This window comes from Stenotrophomonas sp. NY11291, from assembly GCF_023277365.1.
Taxonomy (GTDB): domain Bacteria; phylum Pseudomonadota; class Gammaproteobacteria; order Xanthomonadales; family Xanthomonadaceae; genus Stenotrophomonas; species Stenotrophomonas geniculata.
Map to the genome: position 1 here is coordinate 3652224 of NZ_CP096975.1, position 23761 is coordinate 3675984.

Below are 23761 nucleotides of genomic sequence, written 5' to 3' on the forward strand. Positions count from 1 at the left end.
CCCTGGTCAGGCGTTGACGTATGTGCGGATGGCACCCAGCAGTTCTTCACGCGTGAAAGGCTTCGTCAGGTATTGCTCCGAGCCGACGATGCGTCCCCGCGCCTTGTCGAACAGGCCATCCTTGGACGAGAGCATGATGACCGGGGTCGCCTTGAACAGCTGGTTGCCCTTGATCAGCGCACAGGTCTGGTACCCGTCCAGGCGCGGCATCATGATGTCGACGAAGATGATCTGCGGTTGCTGGTCTGCGATCTTCGCAAGCGCTTCGAAGCCGTCGGTGGCGGTGACCACCTCGCAGCCTTCGCGCTTGAGCAGCGTTTCCGCAGTCCTGCGGATGGTCTTCGAATCATCGATGACCATCACCCGGAGTCCTGCGAGTTCCCCGCCCGCAGTCGTGTTTTCAGTCATTGCCTATCCCCAAGCGCACGGCCCGATCTCTGGCGGGGGCCGCTACGAAAGCGTATCTATATCGCACTTTCCGCGCCCGCTTCAAGGCCGCCCCATGGCGCGGGGCATGGCACCCTCCTGAACGTGACGGGTTTCGCAATGCGTGCGCGGGCGCCGGGCGGACGCTGCGTTGCAGTACGGCGGGGAGGCGCGCGGGCGGCGTTGCCGCTACCATCAACGCCTTGCCTGACAGGTGCGCCCATGCCGTTGAACGTCATCGTGGTGATGGACCCCATCGCCCACATCAAGATCGCCAAGGACACCACCTTCGCCATGCTGCTGGAAGCCCAGCGCCGCGGCCATGCCCTGCACTACGTGCGCCCGGGCGGCCTGGCCCTGGAGGGCGGCGTAGCGGTGGCCCAGACCGCGCCGCTGCAGGTGCGCGATGACCCGGCCGGCTGGTATGAGCTGGGCGCATTCAGCCGCACCGAATTCGGCCCCGGCCAGATCGTGCTGATGCGCAAGGATCCGCCGGTCGACGCCGAATACATCTACGACACCCAGGTGCTGGACGTGGCCGCAGCGGCCGGCGCCTGCGTGGTCAACAACCCGCAGGGCCTGCGCGACTACAACGAGAAGCTGGCCGCCCTGCTGTTCCCGCAGTGCTGCCCCCCCACCCTGGTCAGCCGCGACGCCAAGGCGTTGAAGGCCTTCGCGCTGGAGCATGGCCAGGCCGTGCTGAAGCCGCTGGACGGCATGGGCGGCCGCTCGATCTTCCGCAGCGGCCAGGGCGATCCGAACCTGAACGTGATTCTGGAAACGCTGACCGACGGCGGCCACAGGATGGCGCTGGCGCAGAAGTTCATTCCCGACATCACCGCCGGCGACAAGCGCATCCTGCTGGTCGATGGCGAACCGGTCGACTACTGCCTGGCGCGCATCCCGCAGGGCGACGAATTCCGCGGCAACCTCGCCGCCGGCGGCCGCGGTGAAGGCCGCCCGCTGAGCGAGCGCGACCGCTGGATCGCCGCCCAGGTGGGCCCGGAGATGAAGCGTCGCGGCATGCGCTTCGTCGGCCTGGACGTGATCGGTGATTACCTCACCGAGGTCAACGTGACCAGCCCGACCTGCGTGCGCGAACTGGACGCGCAGTACGGCCTGAACATTGCCGGCACCCTGTTCGACGCACTCGAGGCCGGCCTGCGCTGATGCCGTCCGCACCTGCCGTCCTGCCCCCGCCGCCGCGCGAAGCGCAACGGCTGGGGGCGACCATCGCGCTGTCTGTGCTGGTCCACGCCCTGCTGATCCTGGGCGTGGGCTTTGCCGTGAAGGGCGATGCACCGCTGGTGCCGACGCTGGAAGTGATCTTCAGCCAGACCCGTACCGCGCTGACGCCGAAGCAGGCTGATTTCCTGGCCGCGGCCAACCAGGAAGGCGGTGGCGAACACGACCGCGCACAGCGTCCACGCGACAACCAGGCCGGCATCGTCCCACAGGCCCAGTCCGGGCTGAGCCCGGTGCCGCAGCAGCAGCAATCGGCCGCGCCGGTTCCGCCGCCGCAGGCACGGGTGGTCAGCAGCCGCAATGGCGAAGAGGTGGTGGCGCAGGCACAGTCCCGCCCCACGCCGGATCAGCCCGAACCGGACGCACCGCTGAGCGCGCGCGAGCAGCGCGATGTGGAGATGGCGCGGTTGGCTGCCGAAGTGCATCTGCGCTCGGCGCAGTACGCCAAGCGCCCGAACCGCAAGTTCGTGTCGGCCAGCACGCGCGAATATGCCTATGCCAATTACCTGCGTGCCTGGGTCGACCGCGCCGAGCGCGTAGGCAATCTGAATTACCCGGACGAGGCCCGGCAGCGCCGCCTCGGTGGCCAAGTGGTGATCAGCGTGGGGGTGCGCCGCGATGGCAGCGTGGAGAGCAGCCGGATCCTGCGTTCGAGCGGGACGCCGTTGCTGGATGAGGCGGCACTGCGGGTGGTGAAACTGGCCCAGCCGTTCCCGCCGTTGCCGAAGACCGAAGACGAGATCGACATCCTGCAGGTCACCCGCACGTGGGTGTTCCTGCCGGGCGGCACCCTGCACGACGACCGGTAGGGGTTTGCTGCCCGGGCCTGCGGCCCGGGACCCGCAGAGGCAACGGCCACAGCCGAACCAACAGCAGAAGCGGCGGCGGGGATGCTGGACCTGGCGGGGCGGTGTGGGCTTGCAGGACACGCCGTAAACCCGTCCCTGGGGGCTCGATGGCGCCTTGCTCGTATGCGCCATCCTGCGCATACGGCAAGACCGGGGCTGGGCGTCCTGCCCAACCCGCCCGAGGCATGCCTCGGGCCCATGGCGCCAACGGTCCTGCAAGCCCACACCGCCCCACCTCTGACAGATCGCGGCGCACCATTGCTTTGGTAGGTGTCGACCTTGGTCGATACACATCCACGCCACGCGTGGATGCAAGCGAAGCGACCCGCTTTTGATTTTGACTTTTCTTTTTTTGATCTTCCGTGGCGGACGCGCACGGAAACTGTCAGAGGCCGGGCGGGTGGGCTGCGCAGGGGCGTGAGCCGCATGGATGCGGCGACCGAGCTTACATGGACGTACTTGCAGCGCCCCCTGCGCAGCCCACCCGCCCGGCCAAACCACGGCTTGTGCTTTCGCGCTCCGCCACGAGGGGCTCAGCCGTTGGCCTTCGCCTTCGCCTCGCGCGCAGCCTGCTGCTCGACCAGGGTCAGCGCCACGTTGTCACGCAGGTACGCGGGCTCGACCTTCTCCGGCGCAATCGCCTCGCCACGCGCGAACGCCGGCACCGCCAGTGCCAGCACATCCGATGCCCGCGGCAGTGCTGTCGCATCGAATCCCCGAAGGCCACTGCCCAACTGCGCCACCAGCGCGCCGTCGGCCGCGCCGAAGCCGGTGCCGACGCCATAGGCCGACAGCCCGTCCGGCAGCGCCACTGCTGCCGGTGCACATACACGCTCGCCATCGCGCGCGAGCCGCAGGCCGTCAACACGCTCGAAGCGCGCAACGTACAACTCTCCCATCCGTGCGTCGATCGCCGACAGGATCTGCGTTTCTTCTTCCGGTGCCCGCAGCGCCAGCACCTGCAGCGTCGAGACCGGCAATAGCGGCCGGTCCAGCGCCAGTGCGATGCCCTGGGCAATCGCGATCGCCAGGCGCACGCCGGTGAACGCCCCGGGGCCGCGGCTGAGCGCGATGCCGTCCAACTGGCGACGGCTGATGCCGGCCTCGGCCAGCAGCGCCTCGGCCCACGGCAGGCTCAGTTCGGCATGCCGGCGCGGGGCGATCTCGAAGCGTTCCAGTACCTGCCCATCGACATGCAGGGCAACGGAACAGGCTTCGGTGGCGGTTTCAAAGGCGAGCAGTTTCATCGGATCGGGTCAGAACAGGGGGAACGTGGCACCGGGCGCCGGCTCGGGGCCGGTCGCAACAGCGGCCCGGGCAGCCGCATCATCGGCCACGGGCGCCCATTGTGGCGTAAAGAAGGCCTGAACATCGGCCAGGCTGCGGGTACGGCGGAACGGTGGCAGTGAATCGAGGAAGACCCGGCCGTAGCCGCGGTTGAGCAGGCGCGGGTCGCACAGCACCAGCACACCACGGTCGCTCTCGCTGCGGATCAGGCGGCCGACCCCCTGCTTCAGCGCGATCACCGCCTGTGGCAGCTGCTCATCGCGGAACGGATTGCCGCCCTGGCTGCGGATCGCCTCCAGCCGCGCCTCGTACACCGGATCGTCCGGTGCCGCGAACGGCAGCTTGTCGATCATCACCACGCTCAGCGCCTCACCCACCACGTCCACGCCCTCGCGGAAACTGGCCGAGCCCAGCAGCACGCCATTGCCCGATTCGCGGAAGCGTTGCAGCAGCGTCGCGCGCGGTGCCTCGCCCTGCACGAACAACGGCCACGGCCCATCACGCAGTGCCTCGGCGGCCTCGCGCAATGCACGGTGCGAGGCGAACAACAGGAACGCCCTGCCCTGCGACGCCTGCAGCACCGGCCGCAGGGTCTGGATCAGCGCGGTTCCGAAACCACGCGCGGCCGGATCAGGCAGGCCCTCGGGCAGATAGCACAACGCCTGCTCCGGCCAGTTGAACGGGCTGGGCTGGACCAGCGTATGCGGGTCGTCCAGGCCCAGGCGGGTGGCGATATGATCGAAACCACCGCCCACGGTCAGTGTCGCCGAGGTAAAGATCCATGCGGCTCGGCTGCGTTCGCGATGCTCGCGCAATGGACCGGACACATCCATTGGCGTGCGCTGGCAGCGGAAACCACGCGGCGTGAGCTCGTACCAGAGCACATCGGCGGCGCTGGCGGTCTCCTCCGGATCGGTATCGAAATCGAGGGTGGGTTCGTCATCCCCCAGCCAGCGGCTGAGCCGCGAAACCGCTTCGCGCGCACGCGCATGGCAGGCATCGAGGCCGGCAGCCGCTTCGCGCAGCGGCTGCAGCGCCTGCTCCAGCGTCACCAGGCCAGCCATCACCGCATCGAAGCCATCACGCACCTGCGGCATCGCCAGTGCACGCCATTGCGTGCCACGCGCTGGCAGCCCTTCCATTGCCGAGCGCAGCGCCAACAGCGCCTGCTGCAACTGGTCGACCGGTTCCTGCAGCGCCGACTGCGCGCCCCCGACGCCGCGCGCTTCGGCCAGGCAGTCGCGGCCCAGTTCCTGCCACGGACGCATGCCAAAACCTTCGCCGAAGAACTGCGCGGCCAGTTCGGGCAACTGATGCGCCTCGTCGATGACGAAGGCCTGCGCCCCAGGTAACAACTCGCCAAAGCCGTCCTGCTTCAGTGCCAGGTCGGCCAACAGCAGATGGTGGTTGACCACCACCACATCGGCGGCCTGCGCGCGTTGCCGCGCGCGCACCACGAAGCAGTCATCCCAGAACGGGCAGTCGGTCCCCAGGCAGTTGTCGACAGTGGAGGTGACCATCGGCAGCAGCGGCGAATCATCGGCCAGGCCTTCCAGTTCGGCGATGTCACCGAACTCCGAACGACCGGACCAGGCCAGGATCCGCTGGAACTGCGCAGCCTGTTCGGGGCTGGAAAAACGCGGCTCGCCGCGCGCCTGCTGCAGGCGATAGCGGCACAGGTAGTTCGCGCGTCCCTTCAGCAGCGCACTGCGCAGGCCAACACCGAGCGCCTGGCGCACCCGTGGCAGATCGCGGTGGTAGAGCTGGTCCTGCAGCGCGCGGGTACCGGTGGAGATGATGGTGCGCAACCCGGACAGCAGCACCGGCACCAGGTAGGCGAACGTCTTGCCGGTGCCGGTACCGGCCTCGGCCAGCAGCAGGTCACGCTGCTGCAGCGCATCGGCGATGGCTTCGGTCAGGTGCAGCTGTGCCGGACGCGGGACGAATGCATCCAGGTGCGAGGCGAGCGCGCCGCCGTCGCTGAGGGCTTCGCGGCTGGCATGGACAAGGTCGGACATCAGAGGGAAAGGATACCCGGCCGGGCGCTGCCCGGCACCCGTTTCAAGCCAGAGCACCCGCAAAAGCAACGGCAACAGCTTGGTTCATGGCTCTGGGTTTCTACGTGCTGGGCGGGTCGGGAGGGGCAGGCAGGACACGCCGTAAACCCATCCCTGGGGGCTCGATGGCGCCTTGCTCGTGCGCGCTGTCCTGCGCACACGGCAAGACCGGGGTTGGGCATCCTTCCCAACCCGCCCGAGGCATGCCTCGGGCCCATGGCGCCAACGGTCCTGCCTGCCCCTCCCGACCCGCCTTCGACAGTTTCCCGGTGACGGATGGACGCACGTCGTAAGGTCGAGCTTGCTCGACTGGCAACTCAGAAGCTGTGGGAGGAACGAGGGAAGAAGATGGATTACTGCGAGTGCGCGCAGCGTGCGACCCGCTTTTGATTTTTTTTTCTCTTCCGTGGCCGGCAGCACACGGAAACTGTCAGAGGTCGGGCGGGGTGGGTTCGCGGGGGTGTCCGCGGCATGGATGCCGCGGCCAAGCCCCCAAGGACGGGTTCACGGCGTCCCCCGCGACCCCACCCCGCCCGGCCAAGCGCGGCTTTTGCTTTACGCGGCCAAGCAGCCAGCCACGAGGGGCTGCGCCGTTGGCTGGAAATTCAGTACCGCTTGATCCCCGGCACGGTGCAGCCTTCCAGCTGTGCATGCGCCGACACCGCATTTTCCTTCTCGCCCCGCGCCAGGCGCGACTGCTCGATCGTCGCCCAGTGCCGCCGGCACAGCGGCCCCGTCTTCGAGCCCAGATCCACCGCCTTGCGCGCGAACGTCTCCGCCTGCGCCCACTGCCCCTGCAGCAGTGCCAGTTCGGCACGTTCCTGCAGTACCGCCGGGTCGCCGGCGACGATTTCCAGCGCGTGGTCCAGGCTGCTGGCGGCACCGGCCAGGTCGTTCGCCTGGCGTTGCGCCTGCGCGGTCACCCGCAGGTCTTCCACCTGCGAATCACGCAGCGGCTGCACCGACAGCTCCTTGTCGTCCGGACCTGCGGCCGCATCCACCGCGGCCAGGCGCTGTGCCGGCGTAGTGGTATCGACCGGCGTGACCACCGGCGGCGCGCTGGTCACGCAGGCGGCCAGGGCCAGGCTGAGGCCGGTCAGGGCCAGGGGCTGCAGCAGGGATCGCATGTTCATCGGCATCATCGGCTCGGGGGAGGAGTGGCGGCGGCGGGCGCCGCGGCAGGTTCGGCAGGCGCTTCCGGCTTGCGGTCCAGGCCGAACCAGCTGCGCCAGCCACCGCCCTCGCCTTCAGCACCCTGCGCGTCCGGCGACACTGCCGGCGCGCACGGTGCATAGGCCGGTGCATAGCCCACCACGAACGGGAAACGACGCGCGCCCGGGCAGCCTTCATCCGTGCTGTTGAGTCCGGTGGGCGCCACCGACTGCCAGTCCAGGCCCTTGTTGCTGACCCGCAGCGGAGCACTCGGCAGGCGCTGGAAGATACCCGACCAGACCCGCATCGCGCCGGTGGCACCGTACAGGCCGGCCTGCTCGTTCTGGTCGTTGCCGATCCAGATCACCGCCAGATGATCGCCGGTGTAACCGGCGTACCAGCTGTCGCGACCATCGTTGGTGGTACCGGTCTTGCCGGCGGGTTGCAGGCGGCCCAGGCCATCGGCGTTCAAGCGCTGCGCGGTGCCGCTGGCAACCACCTGCTGCAGGCCGACACTGATCAGGTTGGCGGCAATCGAGTCGCCCTCCTGCGCCGGTGCCGGGGTCTTGTCGTAACGCTTGAGCAGCTTGCCCTGCGGATCGAGCACGCCACGCACCGCATGCAGCGGTTGGATCTCGCCACCGGACGCGAGGAACTGGTACAGCTGTGCCATCGCGTACGGGCTCTGGTCGGTCGAGCCGAGGATCACCGCCGGGTTGGCGTCGGCCTTGATGCCGGCCAGGACATGGATCAGCTGGGTCACGCGCTCCGGGCCGACCTGCATGCCCACGCGCACCGTGGCCTGGTTGTAGGAATGCGCCAGTGCGTCGATCAGGCGCACCGTGCCGTGGCTGCGGTTGTCCGCGTTGCCGGGACTCCAGTTGCGGCCGCGGCCGAGCTGCACCGTCACCGGCGAGTCATCGACCCAGCTGGCCAGCGAGTAGCGGTCCGGCTGTGCCAAGGCCAGCAGGTAGACGAACGGCTTGAGCAGCGAACCGACCGGACGCTGTGCTTCGATCGCCCGATTGAAGCCGACCTCGGACACCTCACGGCTGCCGATCACCGCCAGCACATCACCGTTGTGCACGTCGGTCAGCACCATGCCGGCCTGCAGTTCGGGGCGGCGCTTGCTTTCCAGCGACTTGATGGTGCGGGTCACCGCGCCTTCGGCATAGGCCTGCGCGGACGGCGACATGCCGGTCATCACGCTCAGGCCCGCGCCCTGCAGCGCCGATTCCGGATAGTCATGGCCCAGCTGGCGGCGGACCAGATCGACATAGGCCGGGAAGCGGTTGGCGGCAACCAGGCCCGGCGTCTTGGGCACGCCCAGCGGGGCCTTCAACGCACGTTGGTACTCGGCGTCATCGATCAGCGTGGCCTCGTGCAGTTTGCCCAGCACGAAGTTGCGGCGATCCAGCGCGCGTTCCGGATTGCGCCGCGGGTCGTAGAAGGACGGGCCCTTGACCAGGCCGATCAGCAGCGCGATCTGCTCGGTCTCCAGCGACTGCAGGTCGCGGCCGAACCAGAACTCGGCACCGGACGACATGCCATGGATCGCCTGGCTGCCACGCTGGCCCAGGTACACCTGGTTGAGGTAGGCCTCGAAGATGGTGCGCTTGTCGTAGCGCGCTTCCATGATCAGCGCGTACAGCACTTCGTTGAATTTGCGGGTGACCGTTTGTTCCTTGCCGATGCCGAGCAGGCCGCTGCGGGCCAGCTGCTGGGTCAGCGTCGAAGCGCCCTGGCGGCTCTGCCCACCGGAGCGGATGGTCACCCACACCGCGCGCGCAATGCCGGACAGGTCGATGCCGTGATGGCGGTTGAAGTCCTTGTCCTCCACCGCCTGCAGGCCGGTCACCAGCAGGTCCGGCGCCTCGTCCATGCGGATCAGGCGGCGTTCTTCCTGCTTCTGGCCGTACAGGGTGGCGATGCGGGCCGGGTCCAACCGTGCGGCCTTCAACGCCTTGCGGTTGTCGGCGTCGCGCAGCGAGGCGACCGCACCATCGGCCAGCGACAGCTCGAGCCGGCGCGGGGCAACCCGGCCATCGACGTCGTTGTAGCCGCGGCTGGAGATGACGAAGCGCCCGCCGTTCACCGCATAGGTGGCCGGCTCCTTGCCCTGGCCGTCATCGCGGTAGGCGGAGGCGGCCAGCTCGGTCTTCAGCGTGGACGCATCCATCGCCTTGCCGGGGGTGAGCACCAGCGGGCGCGCATAGACACGCGTCGGGATCTGCCAGCGCAGTTCACCGAAACGCTGGGTCACCTGCTGGTTCAGGTACAGCGTATAGGGAATGAGGAAACCCAATCCCAACGCGACCGCAGCCATGCTCCAGGTGATCAGGCGACGCCGCCACAGCGGGCCGTTGTCCTGCTGGTCGTCGTCGTCGAAATCGTCGATGTCGTCGGAATCGTAGCGTCGGGGCACGGGAGAAGCATAGCGATGGCGTCAGCGGAGTCTACCCCAGCACATTTCCCCAAGGCAGTTTCTCGAAACCGCCTGTTCAGCGACCTGCCGGGGGTAGCGCCCCCGACTTGCCTCGAACTCCATCCCACAACCCTTTCAGCATGAACCTTAACCGAACCCAGCGAGGGGCTAGGAATAAGCTGTTTCCCATCAGCTTCAGCAGCAACCGCGGCATATCCTGGGCAATCCAAATCCAGGGCGTATAGGCACGCCCATAGAGCAGGACCCGATTGCGCATGATGTAGTAAAGCCGGAAGGGCTTGTGCACGATCACACCATCGGGTTTTGCACGTGAAGGCAGCAGTTCCTCGCCGATGCTGTGGGTCATCTGCGCATCGCAAATGCCATACAGGGCATGGCCACTGCGCTTGGCGCGGAAGCACCAGTCCATGTCCAGATTGTCAATGAACAAGGATTCGTCCATTGCGCCAATCTCCCGCAAGGCCTTCATTGGTATCAGCGAACCGGATGTAATGAGGAAATCACAAGAGATGCGCTGACCTGGCCCACCGCGCAGCTTGAAATTGAACGGGAATCCAAAGCGCACGAACGGAGCAAGCATGCCATTGCGCGAATCCCGGAACTGCGGACCGACAGCCGCCACACTCTCATCCCGGGCCAATTCAACCAGTGCGTTTCCCAGCAGAACGACCATTCCCGGTGCCAGTATGCTGTCTTGGTCCATCAGCAGCACATAGTCGAATTCCAGCGCCTGCGCACGCTCATAGGCTCGATTCAAGGCACTGCCAAGACCAACATTGATTGGTGAAGCAAAAACGCTTATCCCCTCTTGATCTCCCAGCATTTCAGCAACGTCAACAGCACTGCTGCCATTGTCGAACACTACCAGATGCCCTACCTGCTGCAGCACGCTGTCAACCACATTGCGCAGCAAGACGGGATTGGGCCTGTAGGTAACGATCACGGCGCAGACACGTTTGGTGTCGAAGACAGACACGGAGTCGGGTTTCTGCAATATCAGTGGACTCATGGCATCAGATCACTGGCTGCGGACCGCAAGCCATTTGAAAAGCGATGGTAGCGGCCACTGGCCACTTCCCTGAAGACCTGCAGCAAACGTGCGAACAACGACACAGCAAGTCCGGCACGTGCCTGTGCATGCTTCAGGCGCTGCTCGAGAATCTCGGTCTGCACAGCATCAAGCGGCGGCCGTCCCCGCTGCGTGCGCGACTGCAATGAGTAGAGGCGCTGCAACGCCGCCATCAAATAGTTGCGACGTACCACGGCACTTCCCAATGCACGCTCAAGCACCCCCCGCCTGTGCGCCCCCACCTGGTTCCTGTCGTGCTGCCGGTAATCGGTGGTGATGGTCTCAATACAATCCAGTCCACCGCTGGCTGCTGCCACCATCGCCAACCATTCGTCGTGGATCCAGCCATCAGCCACTGGCAGTGCCTCCGCGATCAGATCGCGGCGCAGCGCTGTGACCGCGCCGGTTACAATGTTTCGGCCGAGGAGGACCTCAAAGCCTTCACCGCGATGCTCACGCTTGATGTCCTGGCGATCAATGGCCAAGGCCTGAAACAAAGTCGCCCGCAGAGGGACACCTTCGGCGTCGACCAACTGCGCGTTGCTGTGCAGGAGCCGCAAACCTGGACGCGCATCGAAGATCCTTAGGAAGGTCTCGATCTTGTCCTCGCGCCAGAGGTCATCCTGATCGCACAGAAAGACGATGTCGCCGCTGCACTGTAATAATGCGCTTTCGAAATTGCGGACGTATCCGACGTTCTGCTGCTGCCGTCGGAGCACCACTTCGATACCCCTCGCATGCAGGGTCGCCACCTCCTGTTCGAGAACACCCCATGTACCGTCAGTTGAGGCGTCGTCGACTATCACTACTTGCGTAGGCAGCACGGTCTGCGCACCGACGGTGCGCAGCTGGGCGGCAATGTAGCGCTCCCCCTGCCAGGTACATAAAGCAACAGAGACGGTGGTTGTGACGCTGGACATGTTCACAGGAGCGGCCGGAGCGACTGGACTATACCCCACCCGTAGACCCTACACGAATCGCAACAACTTCAGCGTCACCGCGATTCACCGCCTGCGCGGCGCAGGCGGTCTTCGAATGCTGGCAGCTCGGCCAGGTCCGGCTGCAGCAAACGGGCCTGTCCGGCGGCATGCGCCGCGAAAGCCAGGTCGCCGTTGCCGAGCCGTTCGCTGCCGATCGCCAGCCAGCGCTGGGCCAGGCGCAGGCGCGCCGAGGGAAGTCCGGCCGCGGTCGGCGACAGGGTCTGCCAGGCCTGCAGGCAGGCACCTGCGGCCTGCACGCGGTTCTGCCGCAGGTTGTCGTCGAAGCAGCGGCGGCTGGCGGGCAGCAGCCGCGCTGCGGCAGCCTTCACCCGTGCATCGCGTGGCGCCAGTGACTGCGCTTCGCGCAACGCGTCGAACGCACTGTGGCCGGGGGGGCTGATCCATTGCCCGGCACGTTCAGCGCGCTCGATCCTGCGCAGGTGGTCGCGCAGTTGGCGTTCGCGTTGCGTGTTGCTGACCGCCGGCTGCTGCAGCACCTTCTGCGCCTGTTGTGCGCGCTGCAGGCGTTGCGCGAGCTGCTGTTGCGCGGCCGGCGAAGCACCCAGTTCCGCCGCCAGCGCGGAATCGGCCTGCGCCGGCTCGAACTGGAAGTCGTCGGCCCGCTTCTGGCTGCGCGCCAGCACCGCCTGCAAGGTCTGTTCGCGGCCGCGCTGGGCACTGGAATCATCAACCGCCACTGCCAGCACGGCGAGGAATCCCTTCGCTGCCGATTCCAGCTGCCGCCGCTGCAAGGCGCGCTGGGCCTGGCGCAGGCGCTGGTCGACAGCCTGTGCCAATGCTTCCTGGCTTGCGGGCAGATCGGCGTGGCCGGCATCGAACTGGCGCGCACGCTGCAGTATCGTCGCTGCCTCGGCCAGCTCGCCGCGCCCGGCCAGGATGCGGGCCTGCTGCAGCAGATCGCTCAGTGCGTCCTCGCGACCTTCCAGCGCCGGCAGATTGTCCGGCTGCAATGCCAGGATGCGCTGGAACAGGGGCAGCGCGCTGCTGTCACCTTCGTCCAGCCGGCCCGCTGCAAAGGCGTTGCGCGCCTGCGCCAGCAGTGCACCGATGCCGGCGCCTGCACTGCGCCGGGCCTGCAGCTGGCGAGCCACGGCGTCCGCATCGGCCTGCGGCACCTGCAGCTCCCGGGCCAGTGCCAGCGCCTTCGCGCTGCCCTCGAGGTCGTTGGCCTGCAGTTTTTCGCTGGCCTGCTGCAGGGCCGCGGCGCCGGTACGGGCCAGGCCTTCGCGGGCCTGCGGACGATCACCATCCAGCGCCAGCACGGCCAGGTAGCGCTCGCGCGCACCACTGCCGTCGGCCGCGCTCAACCGGCCGGTGGCAAGCGCGCGGTCACCTTCGGCCAGCAACTGTTCGATCTGCGGCTCATCCCAGAACCAGTCGGCCAATGGCTTGCGCAGCAGCACCAGCAGCACGAACACCGCCAGCGCCGCGACCAGCGCCCAGCGCCACACCCGGCGCGCGTGGCGTGCCTGCAGCCACCACCAACGGCCTTCACGGCGGACGCGGTCCAGCGCAGGGTGTTCAGCGCCATGCGGGCGATGCGGGGGCTCGCGTTCCATGCGTGCAGGGTAGCCGGGGCAGCGTGAAGCTCAGCCGAGGCGACGCGCCTCGCTCACGCCGGGCAGCGCATCCAGCTTGCCGAGCAGGGTCGACAGCTGGCCGTAGTCGCTCACCTTCAGGCGCAGGCGCAGGTGGGCACGGCCACTGTTGCGTACATTGTCACTGTGGATGTCGAGCACGTAGGCGTCTTCCTGGGCGATCAGGTTGGTGATGTCCTTCAGCAGCCAGCGGCGGTCGACCGCAGTGACCACCACGTCCACTTCGTAGCCGCCGCCGGCCTGGCCCCACTCCACCGGCAGGATGCGCTGCGGGCTGGTGGCTGCCAGCCGGGCCAGCGCGGCACAGTCTGCACGATGCACGGTGACACCACGGCTACGGGTCAGGTAGCCGACGATCGGCTCGCCAGCCACGGGCTGGCAGCAGCGTGCCAGCTGCACCAGCAGGTTGCCTACGCCCTGCACGGTGAACTTGGACTTGCCCAGGTTCTCGCGGCGCGCGGTCGGCCGCGGCAGGGTCGGCGCGGGCGCCGGCTGGCTCGCTGCACGTTCGGCTTCCAGCAGGGTACGGCTGACCTGGTTCGGGCCGGTATCGCCCAGCGCCACCTGGATGTAGAGATCGTCAACGCTGTCGGCATGGAACTTCTTCGCCGCCACCGCCAGGTCCGAGTGCTGCAGGCCCAGACGCTTCAGCTCGCGCTCAAGCAGTTCGCGCCCGGCCTGCACGTTGCGCGCGCGGTCCAGCTTGTGGAACCAGCTGCGTACCTTTTCGCGCGAGCGGTTGCTGGCCAGGAAGCCGTTGGCCGGCATCAGCCAGTCGCGGCGGGGGTCGGCCTCCTTGCCGGTCAGGATCTCGACGCGGTCGCCGCTGCGCAGGCGATAGGTCAGCGGCACGATGCGACCGTTGACCTTGGCGCCCCGGCAGCGGTGGCCCACCATGGTGTGCACCTGGTAGGCGAAATCGAGCGGCGTGGCGCCCTGCGGCAGATCCAGCACCTCATCCTTCGGGCTGAGTGCATAGACCCGGTCTTCGGTCAGCTCGGCATCGAGCGCCCCGGCCAGCTCATTGCCCTGCCCGTCCTGCGCCTGCTCCAGCAGCTGGCGCATCCAGGTGATCTTGCGGTCGAAGGACTTCTCCGCGCCCTTGCCACCTTCCTTGTACTTCCAGTGCGCGGCCACGCCCAGCTCGGCCTGCGAGTGCATCTCATGGGTACGGATCTGCACTTCGATGGTGCGCCCTTCCGGGCCGACCACGGCGGTATGCAGCGAGCGATAGTCGTTGGCCTTGGGCCGGGCGATGTAATCGTCGAACTCGCTCGGCACCGGCGCCCACAGTGCATGCACCACGCCCAGCGCGGCATAGCAGGCGGCGACGTCGTCGACCATCACGCGCACCGCACGGATGTCATACAGCTGGTCGAACGCCAGACGCTTCTTCTGCATCTTCCGCCAGATGCTGTAGATGTGCTTTGGACGGCCGCTGACCTCGGCCTTGATGCCCTGCGCGACCAGCTCGCGCGACAGCACCTTCTTGACGTTCTCGACGTAACGCTCGCGGGCGATGCGGGTTTCGTCCACCTCCCGCGCAATGCGACGGTAGGTCTCCGGTTCCAGGTGGCGGAACGCCAGGTCCTCCAGCTCCCACTTCAGCTGCCAGATGCCCAGGCGGTTGGCCAATGGCGCGTGGATGTCGCGTGTCAGCTGTGCCAGCGCGCGGCGTTGCTCGTCATCCAGCTTGTCGGCCGCGCGCATCCGCGCCAGCTGCCGGGCCAGCAGGATGGGCACCACGCGCAGGTCGCGGATGATCGCCAGCAGCAGGCGGCGCAGGCCTTCGCTGTTGCGCCCTGCCTCACGGCCGGCATGCAGCGCCCACACCGGGTCGGCGGCGTCCTGACCATCCAGCAGGCCGATCACCGCGGCCTTGTGGTTGCCCAGCGGCAGCTGTTCCAGGCTCGCCCGCAGGCCTGGCAGGTCGAACAGCAGGGCCGCGACCACCGCGCCTTCGTCGGCGGAGAGCATCGCCAGTGCGTCGAGGGTGTCACCCAGCACCGACCAGCTGGCGCGCATCTGGTGGTCGCATTCCGGCGCTTCCCAGTGCCCGCGCAGGGCCTGGCGCAGCGCAGCAGGCAGCACGGCTGCCGAGGGACGGTTCAACAAGGCATCCAGGCCGGGGACGGAAGCGCGGTTCACAGCATCGAGCAGGCAAGACAGAGGCCTCTACACTAGCGCCGGCGCCGTTCAGGGACAATCACCGCGACCACCATCACCCGGCATGAAGACATGCCGCTACACTCGCGGGCAAACCCAGGAGAGTCCCGACATGTCCTCGATCGCCCCGCGTTTCCGCCTACGGCTGCTGGCCTGTGCCGCACTGTTGCTGTCCTTGTCGGCGCCTGCGCTGGCCCAGCGTGTGGTGGAGGGGGACCTGCAGCAGCAGATGTCACCGGCCGAGTTCAAGGCTGCTGGCCTGGACAAGCTCAGTGCGCAGGAACTGGCCACGCTGAACCGCTGGCTGCAGGGCAAGGTCGAAGCCGCCACCACCCAGGCGGTTGCCGCCGTACGGGAATCGGCACGCGAGGAAGGCCGTCAGGAAGTGATCGTGAAGAATCGCGGCTTCTTCGATTTCGGCAGCAGCGAGCCGATTGTCGGCGTGCTGCAGGGCGAATTCCGCGGCTTCGGCAAAGGCCGCGTCTACGTGCTGGACAACGGCCAGGAATGGGAGCAGACCGATGCAAGCACCCTGGCCGGTGTGCGCAAGCAGTCCCCCGCCGTCAGCATCAAGCCCGGCGTGATGGGCGTGTGGTACCTGAAGGTCGACGGCGTGAACACCCAGCCGAAGGTGCGCCGTACCAAGTAACGCCGTGACCTTGCTGTAGAGCCGAGCATGGGCTCGGCTCTACAGCAACGACGTCATGCCTGGCGCAATGCGGTCACCCGCTGCGCCAGCTTCTTCGCCGAGATGCCGGTGCGTGCCCCCAGCTCCTGCGCGAACAGTGACACCCGCAGCTCTTCCAGATCCCAGCGCAGCGCCTGCCATTGCGGGCGCTCGCGCAGTCCCTGCTGCTCTCCCACTTCCAGCGCTTCCAGGAACGGGTGCAGTTCCAGCATGCGCGCCTGGTCACGTGGCGGATCACGCTTGGCACGCTCGGTGCGCAGGATCATCGCCTTCAGGTAGCGCGGATACTGCGCCAGCGCGTCAGCCGGCGTGTCGCGCAGGAAGCCGGGATGGATCAGGCCGGCCAGCTGCGCTTCCATGTCGTCCAGGTTGCCGCGCGCCCAGCCCATCAACGGTGCTTCCAGCATCGGCTTCAGTTCCGCCACCAGGCCCAGGATGGTTTCGGCCAGTTTCAGCCGCGACATCGCCTCACCGAACAGGGCCTTGGCCGCATGCTCGCGTCGCTGCTCGAAGGTCGCCGCATCGCGGATGTCTTCCAGGCCCTCGGCCAGCACCGCGTTCATCGCTGCATCGACCAGGTCGCCGCGCAGGCGCTCCTGCGATTCGATCGCGGCATACAGCAGGCCGGTCTTGGCACCGACCGGCAGCTGCTTGCGCGCCTGCTTCACCTTCTCGGCCAAGGCGATTTCCAGCAGGCGGCGCACGCCGAGCGGATGGGCCTCCAGCGCCTGCTGGCGGTCGGCGAAGATGCGCAGCGCCACGCTGTCGCCCTCGTCCAGCAATGCCGGATACGCCGGCACGCCCGCTTCACCGGGCACCTGCAGCGGAATCGGCGTGGCCGGGAACGTACGCAGGCCATCGGCCGCCATCTCGCGGCCGGCGCGTGCAGCGAACGCATCGCCGGCACGACCGCCGAATTTGGCGCGCAGTGCATCCAGATCGCGCGAGGTCGCCAGCACCTTGCCCTGCTCGTCGCGCAGCCGCAGGTTCATGTGCAGGTGCGGTTCGATCGAACCGGGCTCGAAATCGAGCGCGGTCACGGTCGCGCCGGTTGCGCGCGACAGGAAACGCGCCAGTTCGCCGGTGATGGCATCGGCGCTGGGCTGCGGGAACGCCTCGTAGAACGCGCGGCCGAAGTCCGGCGCCGGCACGTAGTTGCGGCGCATCGCCTTGGGCAGGCTGCGGATCAATGCAGAGGCCTTGTCGGCGACGAAACCCGGCGCCAGCCAACCCAGTTGCACTGGGTCCAGGGCATTGAGCAGATGCAGCGGCACATCCAGGGTCACGCCATCGTCGTCGGCACCCGGTTCGAAGCGGTAGTGCAGCGGCAAGCGCGCCTGGCCCAGGGCCAGGTACTTCGGATAGCGCTCCTGTTCACTGCCCTCACCCGGTAACAGATCGACCAGCGACCAGTGCAGGGTCTTGCGCTGTTCCGGCGCCAGCCCCTTCCACCAGGTATCCAGCCCCGCCGCCGAATGGATCTGCGGCGGCACCCGGTCCAGGTACCAGCGCGCCTGCCAGTCCTCGTCGGCGACGATGCCGGCGCGGCGCAGCTTGGCTTCTTCCTCGCGGGCGGTCTCCAGCACTTTCTGGTTGTCGGCCACGAAGCTGGCGCGGGTGTTGATCTCGCCGGTCACCAGCGCCTGACGCACGAAGATGTCATGCGCTTCGCCCGGTTCGATGCGGCCGTAGTGCACCGGCTTCTTCGGCGCCAGCACCAGGCCGAACAGGCTGATCTGCTCGGACGCCAGCACCTGGCCCTGCGCGCGCGACCAGTGCGGATCGAAGTGCTTGCGCAGCAGCAGGTGCGGCAGTTCGGCGATCACCCAGTCCGGCTCGATCGCGGCCAGGGTCATGCCCCACACCTTCTGCGTATCCAGCAGGTTGGCCACCAGCAGCCACGGCGGCGGCCGCTTGGACAGCGGCGAACCGGGGAACGGCAGGAAGCGGCGCTGGCGTGGTGCCTGGAAATCGCCCTTCTCGGTGCGGTGGCCGATCTGCGTCGGCAGGCCCGCCACCAGCGCCCGGTGCAGGGTCTGGTAGGCGGCGGCGCGCACGCGTTCACTGAAACCGCCGCCAACTGGCGTCTGTTCCTTCTGCGCACGCACGGCCACCGGCATCGGTGCGGCCTCGGCCTTGCCTTCGCGGGCCAGGCGCGCGGCACGGTGCAGCTGGCCTCGGGTGGCTTTCACCGCCGCGGCGTCGTCACGCGCCGGTGCCGGCGCACTGCTGCCGGCCAGCAACGGTGCCATCGAGGCCTCGTTGGCCTCTTCCTTCCAGCCCAGTTCTTCGCACAGCAGGCGAAGCTGGCGATGCAGCTCGCGCCACTCGCGCATGCGCAGGAAGCCGAGGAAATGACGGCCACACCAGTCGCGCAGTTTGGACTGGGTCAGGTCTTCGTGGGCCTGCCGGTAGCCATCCCACAGGCGCAGCACGCCGACAAACTCGGAGCGGCCATCGGCGAACTGCGCATGTGCGCTGTCGGCCGCACCGCGTGCTTCGGGCGGGCGTTCGCGCGGGTCCTGGATGCCCAGGAACGAGGCGATCACCAGCATCGGCCGCAGGCAACCGGCAGCCTGCGCAGCGACCAGCATGCGCGCCAGCTTCACGTCCACCGGCAGGCGTGCCATCTGCTTGCCGATGGTGGTCATGCGCCGCTCGGCATCGATCGCGCCCAGTTCGGTCAGCTGCTGCCAGCCATCGGCTACCGCGCGCTCGTCCGGTGCTTCCAGGAACGGGAATTCCTCGATGCGGCCCAGGCCCAGCTGCAGCATGCGCAGGATCACCCCGGCCAGGCTGGAGCGGCGGATTTCCGGATCGGTGAACTCCGGCCGCGCCTGGAAATCAGACTCGGCGTACAGGCGGTAGCAGATGCCCTCGGCGATACGCCCGCAGCGGCCCTTGCGCTGGTTGGCGCTGGCCTGCGAGATCGGCTCGATGTGCAGGCGGTCCAGCTTGTTGCGCGGACTGTAGCGCTTGACGCGGGCGAAGCCCGGATCGACCACGTACCGGATGCGCGGCACCGTCAGCGAGGTTTCCGCCACGTTGGTGGCCAGCACGATGCGCCGGTTCGGGCCGGGGTTGAACACCCGGTCCTGGTCCTGGTTGGACAGCCGCGCGTACAGCGGCAGCACCTCGGTGTTGCGGTACTTGCGCCGTTCCAGCGACTGGTGCGCATCGCGGATCTCGCGCTCGCCCGGCAGGAAGATCAGCACGTCGCCGCGCGCATCCAGGCGGGTGATCTCGTCGATGGCCGACACGATGGCGTCGTTGACGGTGCGCTCGCCCTCCTGTTCGCCCTCGCCTTCCAGCGCGCGGTAGCGCACTTCCACCGGGTAGGTGCGGCCTTCCACGCTGATCACCGGCGCATTGTCGAAGTGCTGGGCGAAGCGTTCGGTGTCGATGGTGGCCGAGGTGACGATCAGCTTCAGGTCCGGGCGCTTGCGCAGCAGCTGCTTCAGGTAGCCCAGCAGGAAGTCGATGTTGAGGCTGCGTTCGTGCGCCTCGTCGACGATGATCGTGTCGTAGTTCGACAACCAGCGGTCGCTGGCGATCTCCGCCAGCAGGATGCCGTCGGTCATGAACTTGATGCGGCTGTCTTCGCTGACCTTGTCGTTGAAGCGCACCTGGTAGCCGACCAGCTGGCCCAGTTCGCTCTGCAGTTCCTGCGCCACGCGGCTGGCCACCGCACGTGCGGCAATCCGTCGCGGCTGGGTGCAGCCGATCATGCCGGCCTGGCCCCGGCCCGCGGCCAGGCACAGCTTGGGCAGCTGGGTGGTCTTGCCCGAGCCGGTTTCACCGGCGATCACCACGACCTGATGGTCGCGGATCAGCTTGATGATCGCGTCGGCTTCACGCGCAATCGGCAGCTGCGGGTCCAGAGTAATGGACGGCTGCTGCTGCGCCCGTGTCATCCGGCGCTGCACCGACGCCTGCAAGGCCTGCTCGAAGGTGGCGGCCAGTGCCGCATCCTGTGGCTTGGCCTGGCACCGCGAGAGCATCCCCAGCAAACGGCCCCGGTCGCGGCTCATGGCGCCGTCGATGGCGGCGCGCTGTTGGCGCAGGCGGGGCGATGGATTTTTATCGATAGAGTTCATCAATCGGTTCGTTCAAAACTTTGAAAGCGACCAGTCATCACGACCGGTTTATTGTGAAGGCCAACGATTCCACAAGGAGGAACCCCATGGCGAAGACCAAGAGCACGACCAAGGCCAAGACCGGCAAGCAGAAGCTTGCAGCGGCGGCACCGTCGGCGCCGAACATCGATATCGGGATCACCCAGGGCGACCGCAAGAAGATCGCCGACGGTCTGTCGCGCTTCCAGGCTGATGCGTTCACGCTCTACCTGAAGACGCACAACTTCCACTGGAATGTGACCGGGTCGATGTTCAACTCGCTGCACACCATGTTCGAGACGCAGTACACCGAGCAGTGGGCGGCACTGGACGACGTGGCCGAGCGCATCCGCGCGCTGGGCTTCAATGCCCCGGGCTCCTACCGGGAATTCGCTGCGCTGACCTCGATCGCCGAGGAACCGGGCCTGACCGACAGTGCGGACTGGCGTGAAATGGTACGCCAGTTGGTGGTCGCCAACGAAGCGGTCTGCCGTACGGCACGTGAAGTGCTGGACGTGGCGGCCAAGGGTGACGATGCCCCGACCGAGGATCTGATGACCCAGCGGCTGCAGACGCACGAGAAGTACGCCTGGATGCTGCGCTCCCTGCTCCAGTAAGGGTTTTGGGGGTCTCGGCAGGGCTGCGCCCTGCACCCGCAGAGGCCGAAGCAACAGCAACTACCAGAGCAAGAGCAAGAGCTGGTTTCCTGTGGGTTGGCGGGGTGGGTCCGGTTGCGGGAGACGCCGTAAACCCGTCCTTGGGGGCTTGGCAGCCGCATCCATGCGGCTGACACTCCCACAACCGGACCCACCCCGCCCTTGACAGATTTCCGCGGTCTGCCTGCCCTTGTAGAGCCGAGCCATGCTCGGCTCTTTTCGTTTCGATCTCGAAATATTCGATTTCGATGGATTTTGATCCACGCATGGCGTGGATGGCCCAACCGTCACCGGGAAGCTGTCGGGGGCGGGTCGGTGTGGGCTTGCAGGACCGTTGGCGCCATGGGCCCGAGGCACGCCTCGGGCGGGTTGGGCAGGAAGCCCAACCCCGGTCTTGCCGTGTGAGCAGGACAGCGCACACGAGCAAGGCGCCATCGAGCCCCCAAGGACGGGTTTACGGCGTGTCCTGCAAGCCCACACCGCCCCGCCCAACCAGCAGACACCCCAGAGCCGGCTGCTGCCTTTGACGTTGCTCTGGCTTGAAGGCTTCTGCAGGTGCAGGGCGCAGCCCTGCCGACTCCCCCGCCGGGGTAAACTAGCGCGATGGCTTCCCGTCCCGCGCACGACCTGCTCCAACGCGTCTTTGGTTACGACGATTTCCGTGGTCCCCAGCAGGACATCGTGGAGCATGTAGCTGCCGGTCACGATGCCCTGGTGCTGATGCCCACCGGCGGCGGCAAGTCGCTGTGCTACCAGGTCCCGGCCCTGCTGCGTGACGGATGTGGCATCGTCATCTCGCCGCTGATCGCGCTGATGCAGGACCAGGTCGAAGCCCTGCGCCAGCTCGGCGTGCGTGCCGAGTACCTGAACTCGACCCTTGACGCCGAGACCGCCAGCCGCGTCGAGCGCGAACTGCTCGCGGGCGAGCTGGACATGCTCTATGTCGCCCCCGAGCGGCTGCTGACCGGCCGCTTCCTGTCGCTGCTGTCACGCAGCCACATCGCCCTGTTCGCCATCGACGAAGCACACTGCGTGTCGCAGTGGGGCCATGACTTCCGCCCCGAATACCGCCAGTTGACCGTGCTGCACGAGCGCTGGCCGCAGATCCCCCGGATCGCGCTGACCGCCACCGCCGACCCGCCGACCCAGCGCGAGATCGCCGAGCGCCTGGACCTTCAGGAAGCACGCCACTTCGTCAGCTCCTTCGACCGCCCCAACATTCGCTACACCGTGGTGCAGAAGGACAATGCCCGCAAGCAGCTGACCGATTTCCTGCGCGGCCACCGTGGCGAGGCCGGCATCGTCTACTGCATGTCACGGCGCAAGGTCGAGGAGACTGCCGAATTCCTCTGCGGCCAAGGCTTCAACGCCCTGCCCTACCATGCCGGCCTGCCGCCGGAAGTGCGCGCTAACAACCAGCGCCGTTTCCTGCGCGAGGATGGCATCGTGATGTGCGCCACCATCGCCTTTGGCATGGGCATCGACAAGCCGGACGTGCGCTTCGTAGCGCATACCGACCTGCCCAAGTCGATGGAAGGCTACTACCAGGAAACCGGTCGCGCCGGCCGTGATGGCGAAGCCGCTGAAGCATGGCTGTGCTACGGCCTGGGCGACGTGGTCCTGCTCAAGCAGATGATCGAGCAGTCCGAGGCCGGCGAAGAACGCAAGCAGCTGGAGCGGGGCAAGCTCGATCACCTGCTGGGCTACTGCGAATCCATGCAGTGCCGCCGCCAGGTGCTGCTGGCCGGTTTCGGCGAGACCTATCCGCAGCCCTGCGGCAACTGCGACAACTGCCTGACCCCGCCCGCTTCGTGGGATGCCACCATTCCCGCGCAGAAGGCATTGAGCTGCGTCTACCGCAGCGGCCAGCGCTTCGGCGTCGGTCACCTGATCGACGTCCTGCGTGGCAGCGAGAACGAGAAGGTGAAGCAGCAGGGCCACGACAAGCTGAGCACCTATGCGATCGGCCGCGACCTGGATGCACGCACCTGGCGCAGCGTGTTCCGCCAGCTGGTCGCCGCCAGCCTGCTGGAAGTGGATAGCGAGGGCCATGGCGGCCTGCGCCTGACCGATGCCAGCCGCGACGTGCTGACCGGCCGCCGCCAGATCAGCATGCGCCGCGACCCGGCCAGCAGCACCAGCGGACGCGAGCGCAGCGCACAGCGCACCGGCCTGTCGGTGCTGCCGCAGGATCTGGCCCTGTTCAACGCCCTGCGCGGCCTGCGTGCCGAACTGGCCCGCGAACAGAACGTGCCGGCCTTCGTGATCTTCCACGACAGCACCCTGCGCAACATCGCCGAGCAACGCCCGACCAGCCTGGACGAACTGGCACGGGTCGGCGGCATCGGCGGCACCAAGCTGAGCCGCTACGGCCCACGCCTGGTCGAAATCGTTCGCGAAGAAGGCTAGCGGCGGGCCCCTGTAGAGCCGAGCCCACGCTCGGCTGCCTCTGCGCGAACAGCAGCCGAGCGCAGGCTCGGCTCTACATTGATGCTGGTCCAACCTTGAACCGGCCATTCAGCCGGAAGTGCATCCGCGCCCACTTGCAGCTAGATTAACGCCATGTCCCTGGCCTCGACCCTGCTCCGTGTCGTGCTCATGCTCAGCCTGTTGCTCAACGGGCTGAACGCGGCCATGGCCAGTGGCCACGAGGAAATGGGCCGGATGGCCCACGCGGTAGCCGCCCTTGATGGTGGCGATGCCGACTGCCACCACCACGCCGCCATGCAGGCCGACCAGGCCCCGCAGACCAAGGCCCCCGCCCACGACGCCCACTGCCAGATCAAGGACTGCGTGCGCAGCTGCGCCCAGCACCCGCTGCTGGTGGTGCAGCCGTTGCCGTACCTGGCCGGCCCAGCACTGTCGCTGGCCCCGCAGCCGATGCCGGCCACTGGCCGTCCGGCGCCGCCGCTGCCGCCGATCTCCCGCCCTCCCATCGGCTGATTCCACACGCACCGTGCGCCCTGCGCACCGCAGCCGGCCGCCTGCCGGCGTCTTTACGTGTCTG

The 23761-nt window shown here is 67.4% G+C and carries 16 protein-coding genes; 6 read left to right on the forward strand and 10 right to left on the reverse strand.

All coding sequences use genetic code 11. The features are described 5' to 3' along the window. Window positions 1–6: 6 nt before the first annotated feature. Window positions 7–408, reverse strand: a complete 402-nt coding sequence (gene pilG, locus M1L61_RS17025; RefSeq protein ID WP_005418455.1) for a twitching motility response regulator PilG — start codon at window positions 406–408, stop codon at window positions 7–9. 240 nt (window positions 409–648) lie between these two features. On the opposite strand from pilG, the gene gshB reads away from it, so the two are divergent. Continuing rightward, the gene (gshB, locus tag M1L61_RS17030; protein ID WP_012511876.1) at window positions 649–1596 is read left to right on the forward strand and encodes a glutathione synthase; all 948 of its coding nucleotides are present in this window, start codon (window positions 649–651) and stop codon (window positions 1594–1596) included. Beyond that, window positions 1596–2480, forward strand: a complete 885-nt coding sequence (locus M1L61_RS17035) for an energy transducer TonB (protein WP_010482701.1) — start codon at window positions 1596–1598, stop codon at window positions 2478–2480. Before gshB ends, M1L61_RS17035 begins: the two co-directional genes overlap by 1 nt. Window positions 2481–3052: 572 nt before the next feature. Here M1L61_RS17035 and tsaB read toward each other — a convergent pair. The 8 genes from tsaB to M1L61_RS17075 form a co-directional block, all read right to left on the reverse strand. Further along, window positions 3053–3766, reverse strand: coding sequence for a tRNA (adenosine(37)-N6)-threonylcarbamoyltransferase complex dimerization subunit type 1 TsaB (tsaB, locus tag M1L61_RS17040; RefSeq protein ID WP_248853811.1), 714 nt, complete (start codon window positions 3764–3766; stop codon window positions 3053–3055). Window positions 3767–3775: 9 nt separating this feature from the next. Next, complete coding sequence (locus M1L61_RS17045; protein WP_159360484.1) at window positions 3776–5824, reverse strand: ATP-dependent DNA helicase; 2049 nt, start codon at window positions 5822–5824, stop codon at window positions 3776–3778. A gap of 644 nt (window positions 5825–6468) precedes the next feature. After that, window positions 6469–7005, reverse strand: coding sequence for a hypothetical protein (locus tag M1L61_RS17050; RefSeq protein WP_029379774.1), 537 nt, complete (start codon window positions 7003–7005; stop codon window positions 6469–6471). Further along, window positions 7002–9440 (reverse strand): penicillin-binding protein 1B, encoded by a 2439-nt coding sequence (mrcB, locus tag M1L61_RS17055; protein WP_049454809.1) that lies wholly within the window; start codon window positions 9438–9440, stop codon window positions 7002–7004. The genes M1L61_RS17050 and mrcB overlap by 4 nt, the downstream gene beginning before the upstream one ends. A 76-nt stretch (window positions 9441–9516) precedes the next feature. Continuing rightward, on the reverse strand, window positions 9517–10437 hold the full coding sequence (locus tag M1L61_RS17060) for a glycosyltransferase family 2 protein (protein WP_224328387.1): 921 nt from the start codon (window positions 10435–10437) through the stop codon (window positions 9517–9519). A gap of 29 nt (window positions 10438–10466) precedes the next feature. Continuing rightward, window positions 10467–11450 (reverse strand): glycosyltransferase family 2 protein, encoded by a 984-nt coding sequence (locus M1L61_RS17065; RefSeq protein WP_049454814.1) that lies wholly within the window; start codon window positions 11448–11450, stop codon window positions 10467–10469. 74 nt (window positions 11451–11524) lie between these two features. Beyond that, a complete protein-coding gene (locus M1L61_RS17070; RefSeq protein ID WP_248853812.1) occupies window positions 11525–13090 on the reverse strand; it encodes a hypothetical protein in 1566 nt (521 codons plus the stop codon). Between the two features lie 30 nt (window positions 13091–13120). Then, entirely contained in the window at window positions 13121–15277 is a 2157-nt protein-coding gene (locus tag M1L61_RS17075) for a bifunctional (p)ppGpp synthetase/guanosine-3',5'-bis(diphosphate) 3'-pyrophosphohydrolase (RefSeq protein ID WP_043399224.1), read from the reverse strand. A gap of 130 nt (window positions 15278–15407) precedes the next feature. On the opposite strand from M1L61_RS17075, the gene M1L61_RS17080 reads away from it, so the two are divergent. After that, window positions 15408–15944 (forward strand): hypothetical protein, encoded by a 537-nt coding sequence (locus M1L61_RS17080; RefSeq protein WP_010481716.1) that lies wholly within the window; start codon window positions 15408–15410, stop codon window positions 15942–15944. Between the two features lie 53 nt (window positions 15945–15997). Here M1L61_RS17080 and hrpA read toward each other — a convergent pair whose 3' ends face one another. Beyond that, window positions 15998–20080: an ATP-dependent RNA helicase HrpA gene (gene hrpA, locus M1L61_RS17085; RefSeq protein WP_248853813.1), complete on the reverse strand. Its 4083-nt coding sequence runs from the start codon at window positions 20078–20080 to the stop codon at window positions 15998–16000. A gap of 86 nt (window positions 20081–20166) precedes the next feature. Here hrpA and M1L61_RS17090 point away from each other — a divergent pair, with 86 nt between their 5' ends. From M1L61_RS17090 to M1L61_RS17100, 3 genes are all read left to right on the forward strand, one after another. Next, the gene (locus tag M1L61_RS17090) at window positions 20167–20715 is read left to right on the forward strand and encodes a Dps family protein (RefSeq protein WP_006439098.1); all 549 of its coding nucleotides are present in this window, start codon (window positions 20167–20169) and stop codon (window positions 20713–20715) included. Between the two features lie 642 nt (window positions 20716–21357). Continuing rightward, complete coding sequence (recQ, locus tag M1L61_RS17095; RefSeq protein ID WP_053443400.1) at window positions 21358–23163, forward strand: DNA helicase RecQ; 1806 nt, start codon at window positions 21358–21360, stop codon at window positions 23161–23163. A gap of 153 nt (window positions 23164–23316) precedes the next feature. Further along, window positions 23317–23697, forward strand: coding sequence for a CopL family metal-binding regulatory protein (locus M1L61_RS17100; RefSeq protein ID WP_248853814.1), 381 nt, complete (start codon window positions 23317–23319; stop codon window positions 23695–23697). The last annotated feature ends 64 nt before the right edge of the window (window positions 23698–23761 follow it).

What these genes read in the sequence shown, in the direction of transcription:
- M1L61_RS17080 (WP_010481716.1), top strand. Translation starts at nt 15,408, where the DNA reads ATGTCCTCGATCGCCCCGCGTTTCCGCCTACGGCTGCTGGCCTGTGCC.
- pilG (WP_005418455.1), bottom strand. Translation starts at nt 408, where the DNA reads ATGACTGAAAACACGACTGCGGGCGGGGAACTCGCAGGACTCCGGGTG.
- gshB (WP_012511876.1), top strand. Translation starts at nt 649, where the DNA reads ATGCCGTTGAACGTCATCGTGGTGATGGACCCCATCGCCCACATCAAG.
- M1L61_RS17035 (WP_010482701.1), top strand. Translation starts at nt 1,596, where the DNA reads ATGCCGTCCGCACCTGCCGTCCTGCCCCCGCCGCCGCGCGAAGCGCAA.
- tsaB (WP_248853811.1), bottom strand. Translation starts at nt 3,766, where the DNA reads ATGAAACTGCTCGCCTTTGAAACCGCCACCGAAGCCTGTTCCGTTGCC.
- M1L61_RS17065 (WP_049454814.1), bottom strand. Translation starts at nt 11,450, where the DNA reads ATGTCCAGCGTCACAACCACCGTCTCTGTTGCTTTATGTACCTGGCAG.
- M1L61_RS17050 (WP_029379774.1), bottom strand. Translation starts at nt 7,005, where the DNA reads ATGATGCCGATGAACATGCGATCCCTGCTGCAGCCCCTGGCCCTGACC.
- M1L61_RS17090 (WP_006439098.1), top strand. Translation starts at nt 20,167, where the DNA reads ATGGCGAAGACCAAGAGCACGACCAAGGCCAAGACCGGCAAGCAGAAG.
- recQ (WP_053443400.1), top strand. Translation starts at nt 21,358, where the DNA reads ATGGCTTCCCGTCCCGCGCACGACCTGCTCCAACGCGTCTTTGGTTAC.
- M1L61_RS17045 (WP_159360484.1), bottom strand. Translation starts at nt 5,824, where the DNA reads ATGTCCGACCTTGTCCATGCCAGCCGCGAAGCCCTCAGCGACGGCGGC.
- M1L61_RS17100 (WP_248853814.1), top strand. Translation starts at nt 23,317, where the DNA reads ATGTCCCTGGCCTCGACCCTGCTCCGTGTCGTGCTCATGCTCAGCCTG.
- hrpA (WP_248853813.1), bottom strand. Translation starts at nt 20,080, where the DNA reads ATGAACTCTATCGATAAAAATCCATCGCCCCGCCTGCGCCAACAGCGC.
- M1L61_RS17070 (WP_248853812.1), bottom strand. Translation starts at nt 13,090, where the DNA reads ATGGAACGCGAGCCCCCGCATCGCCCGCATGGCGCTGAACACCCTGCG.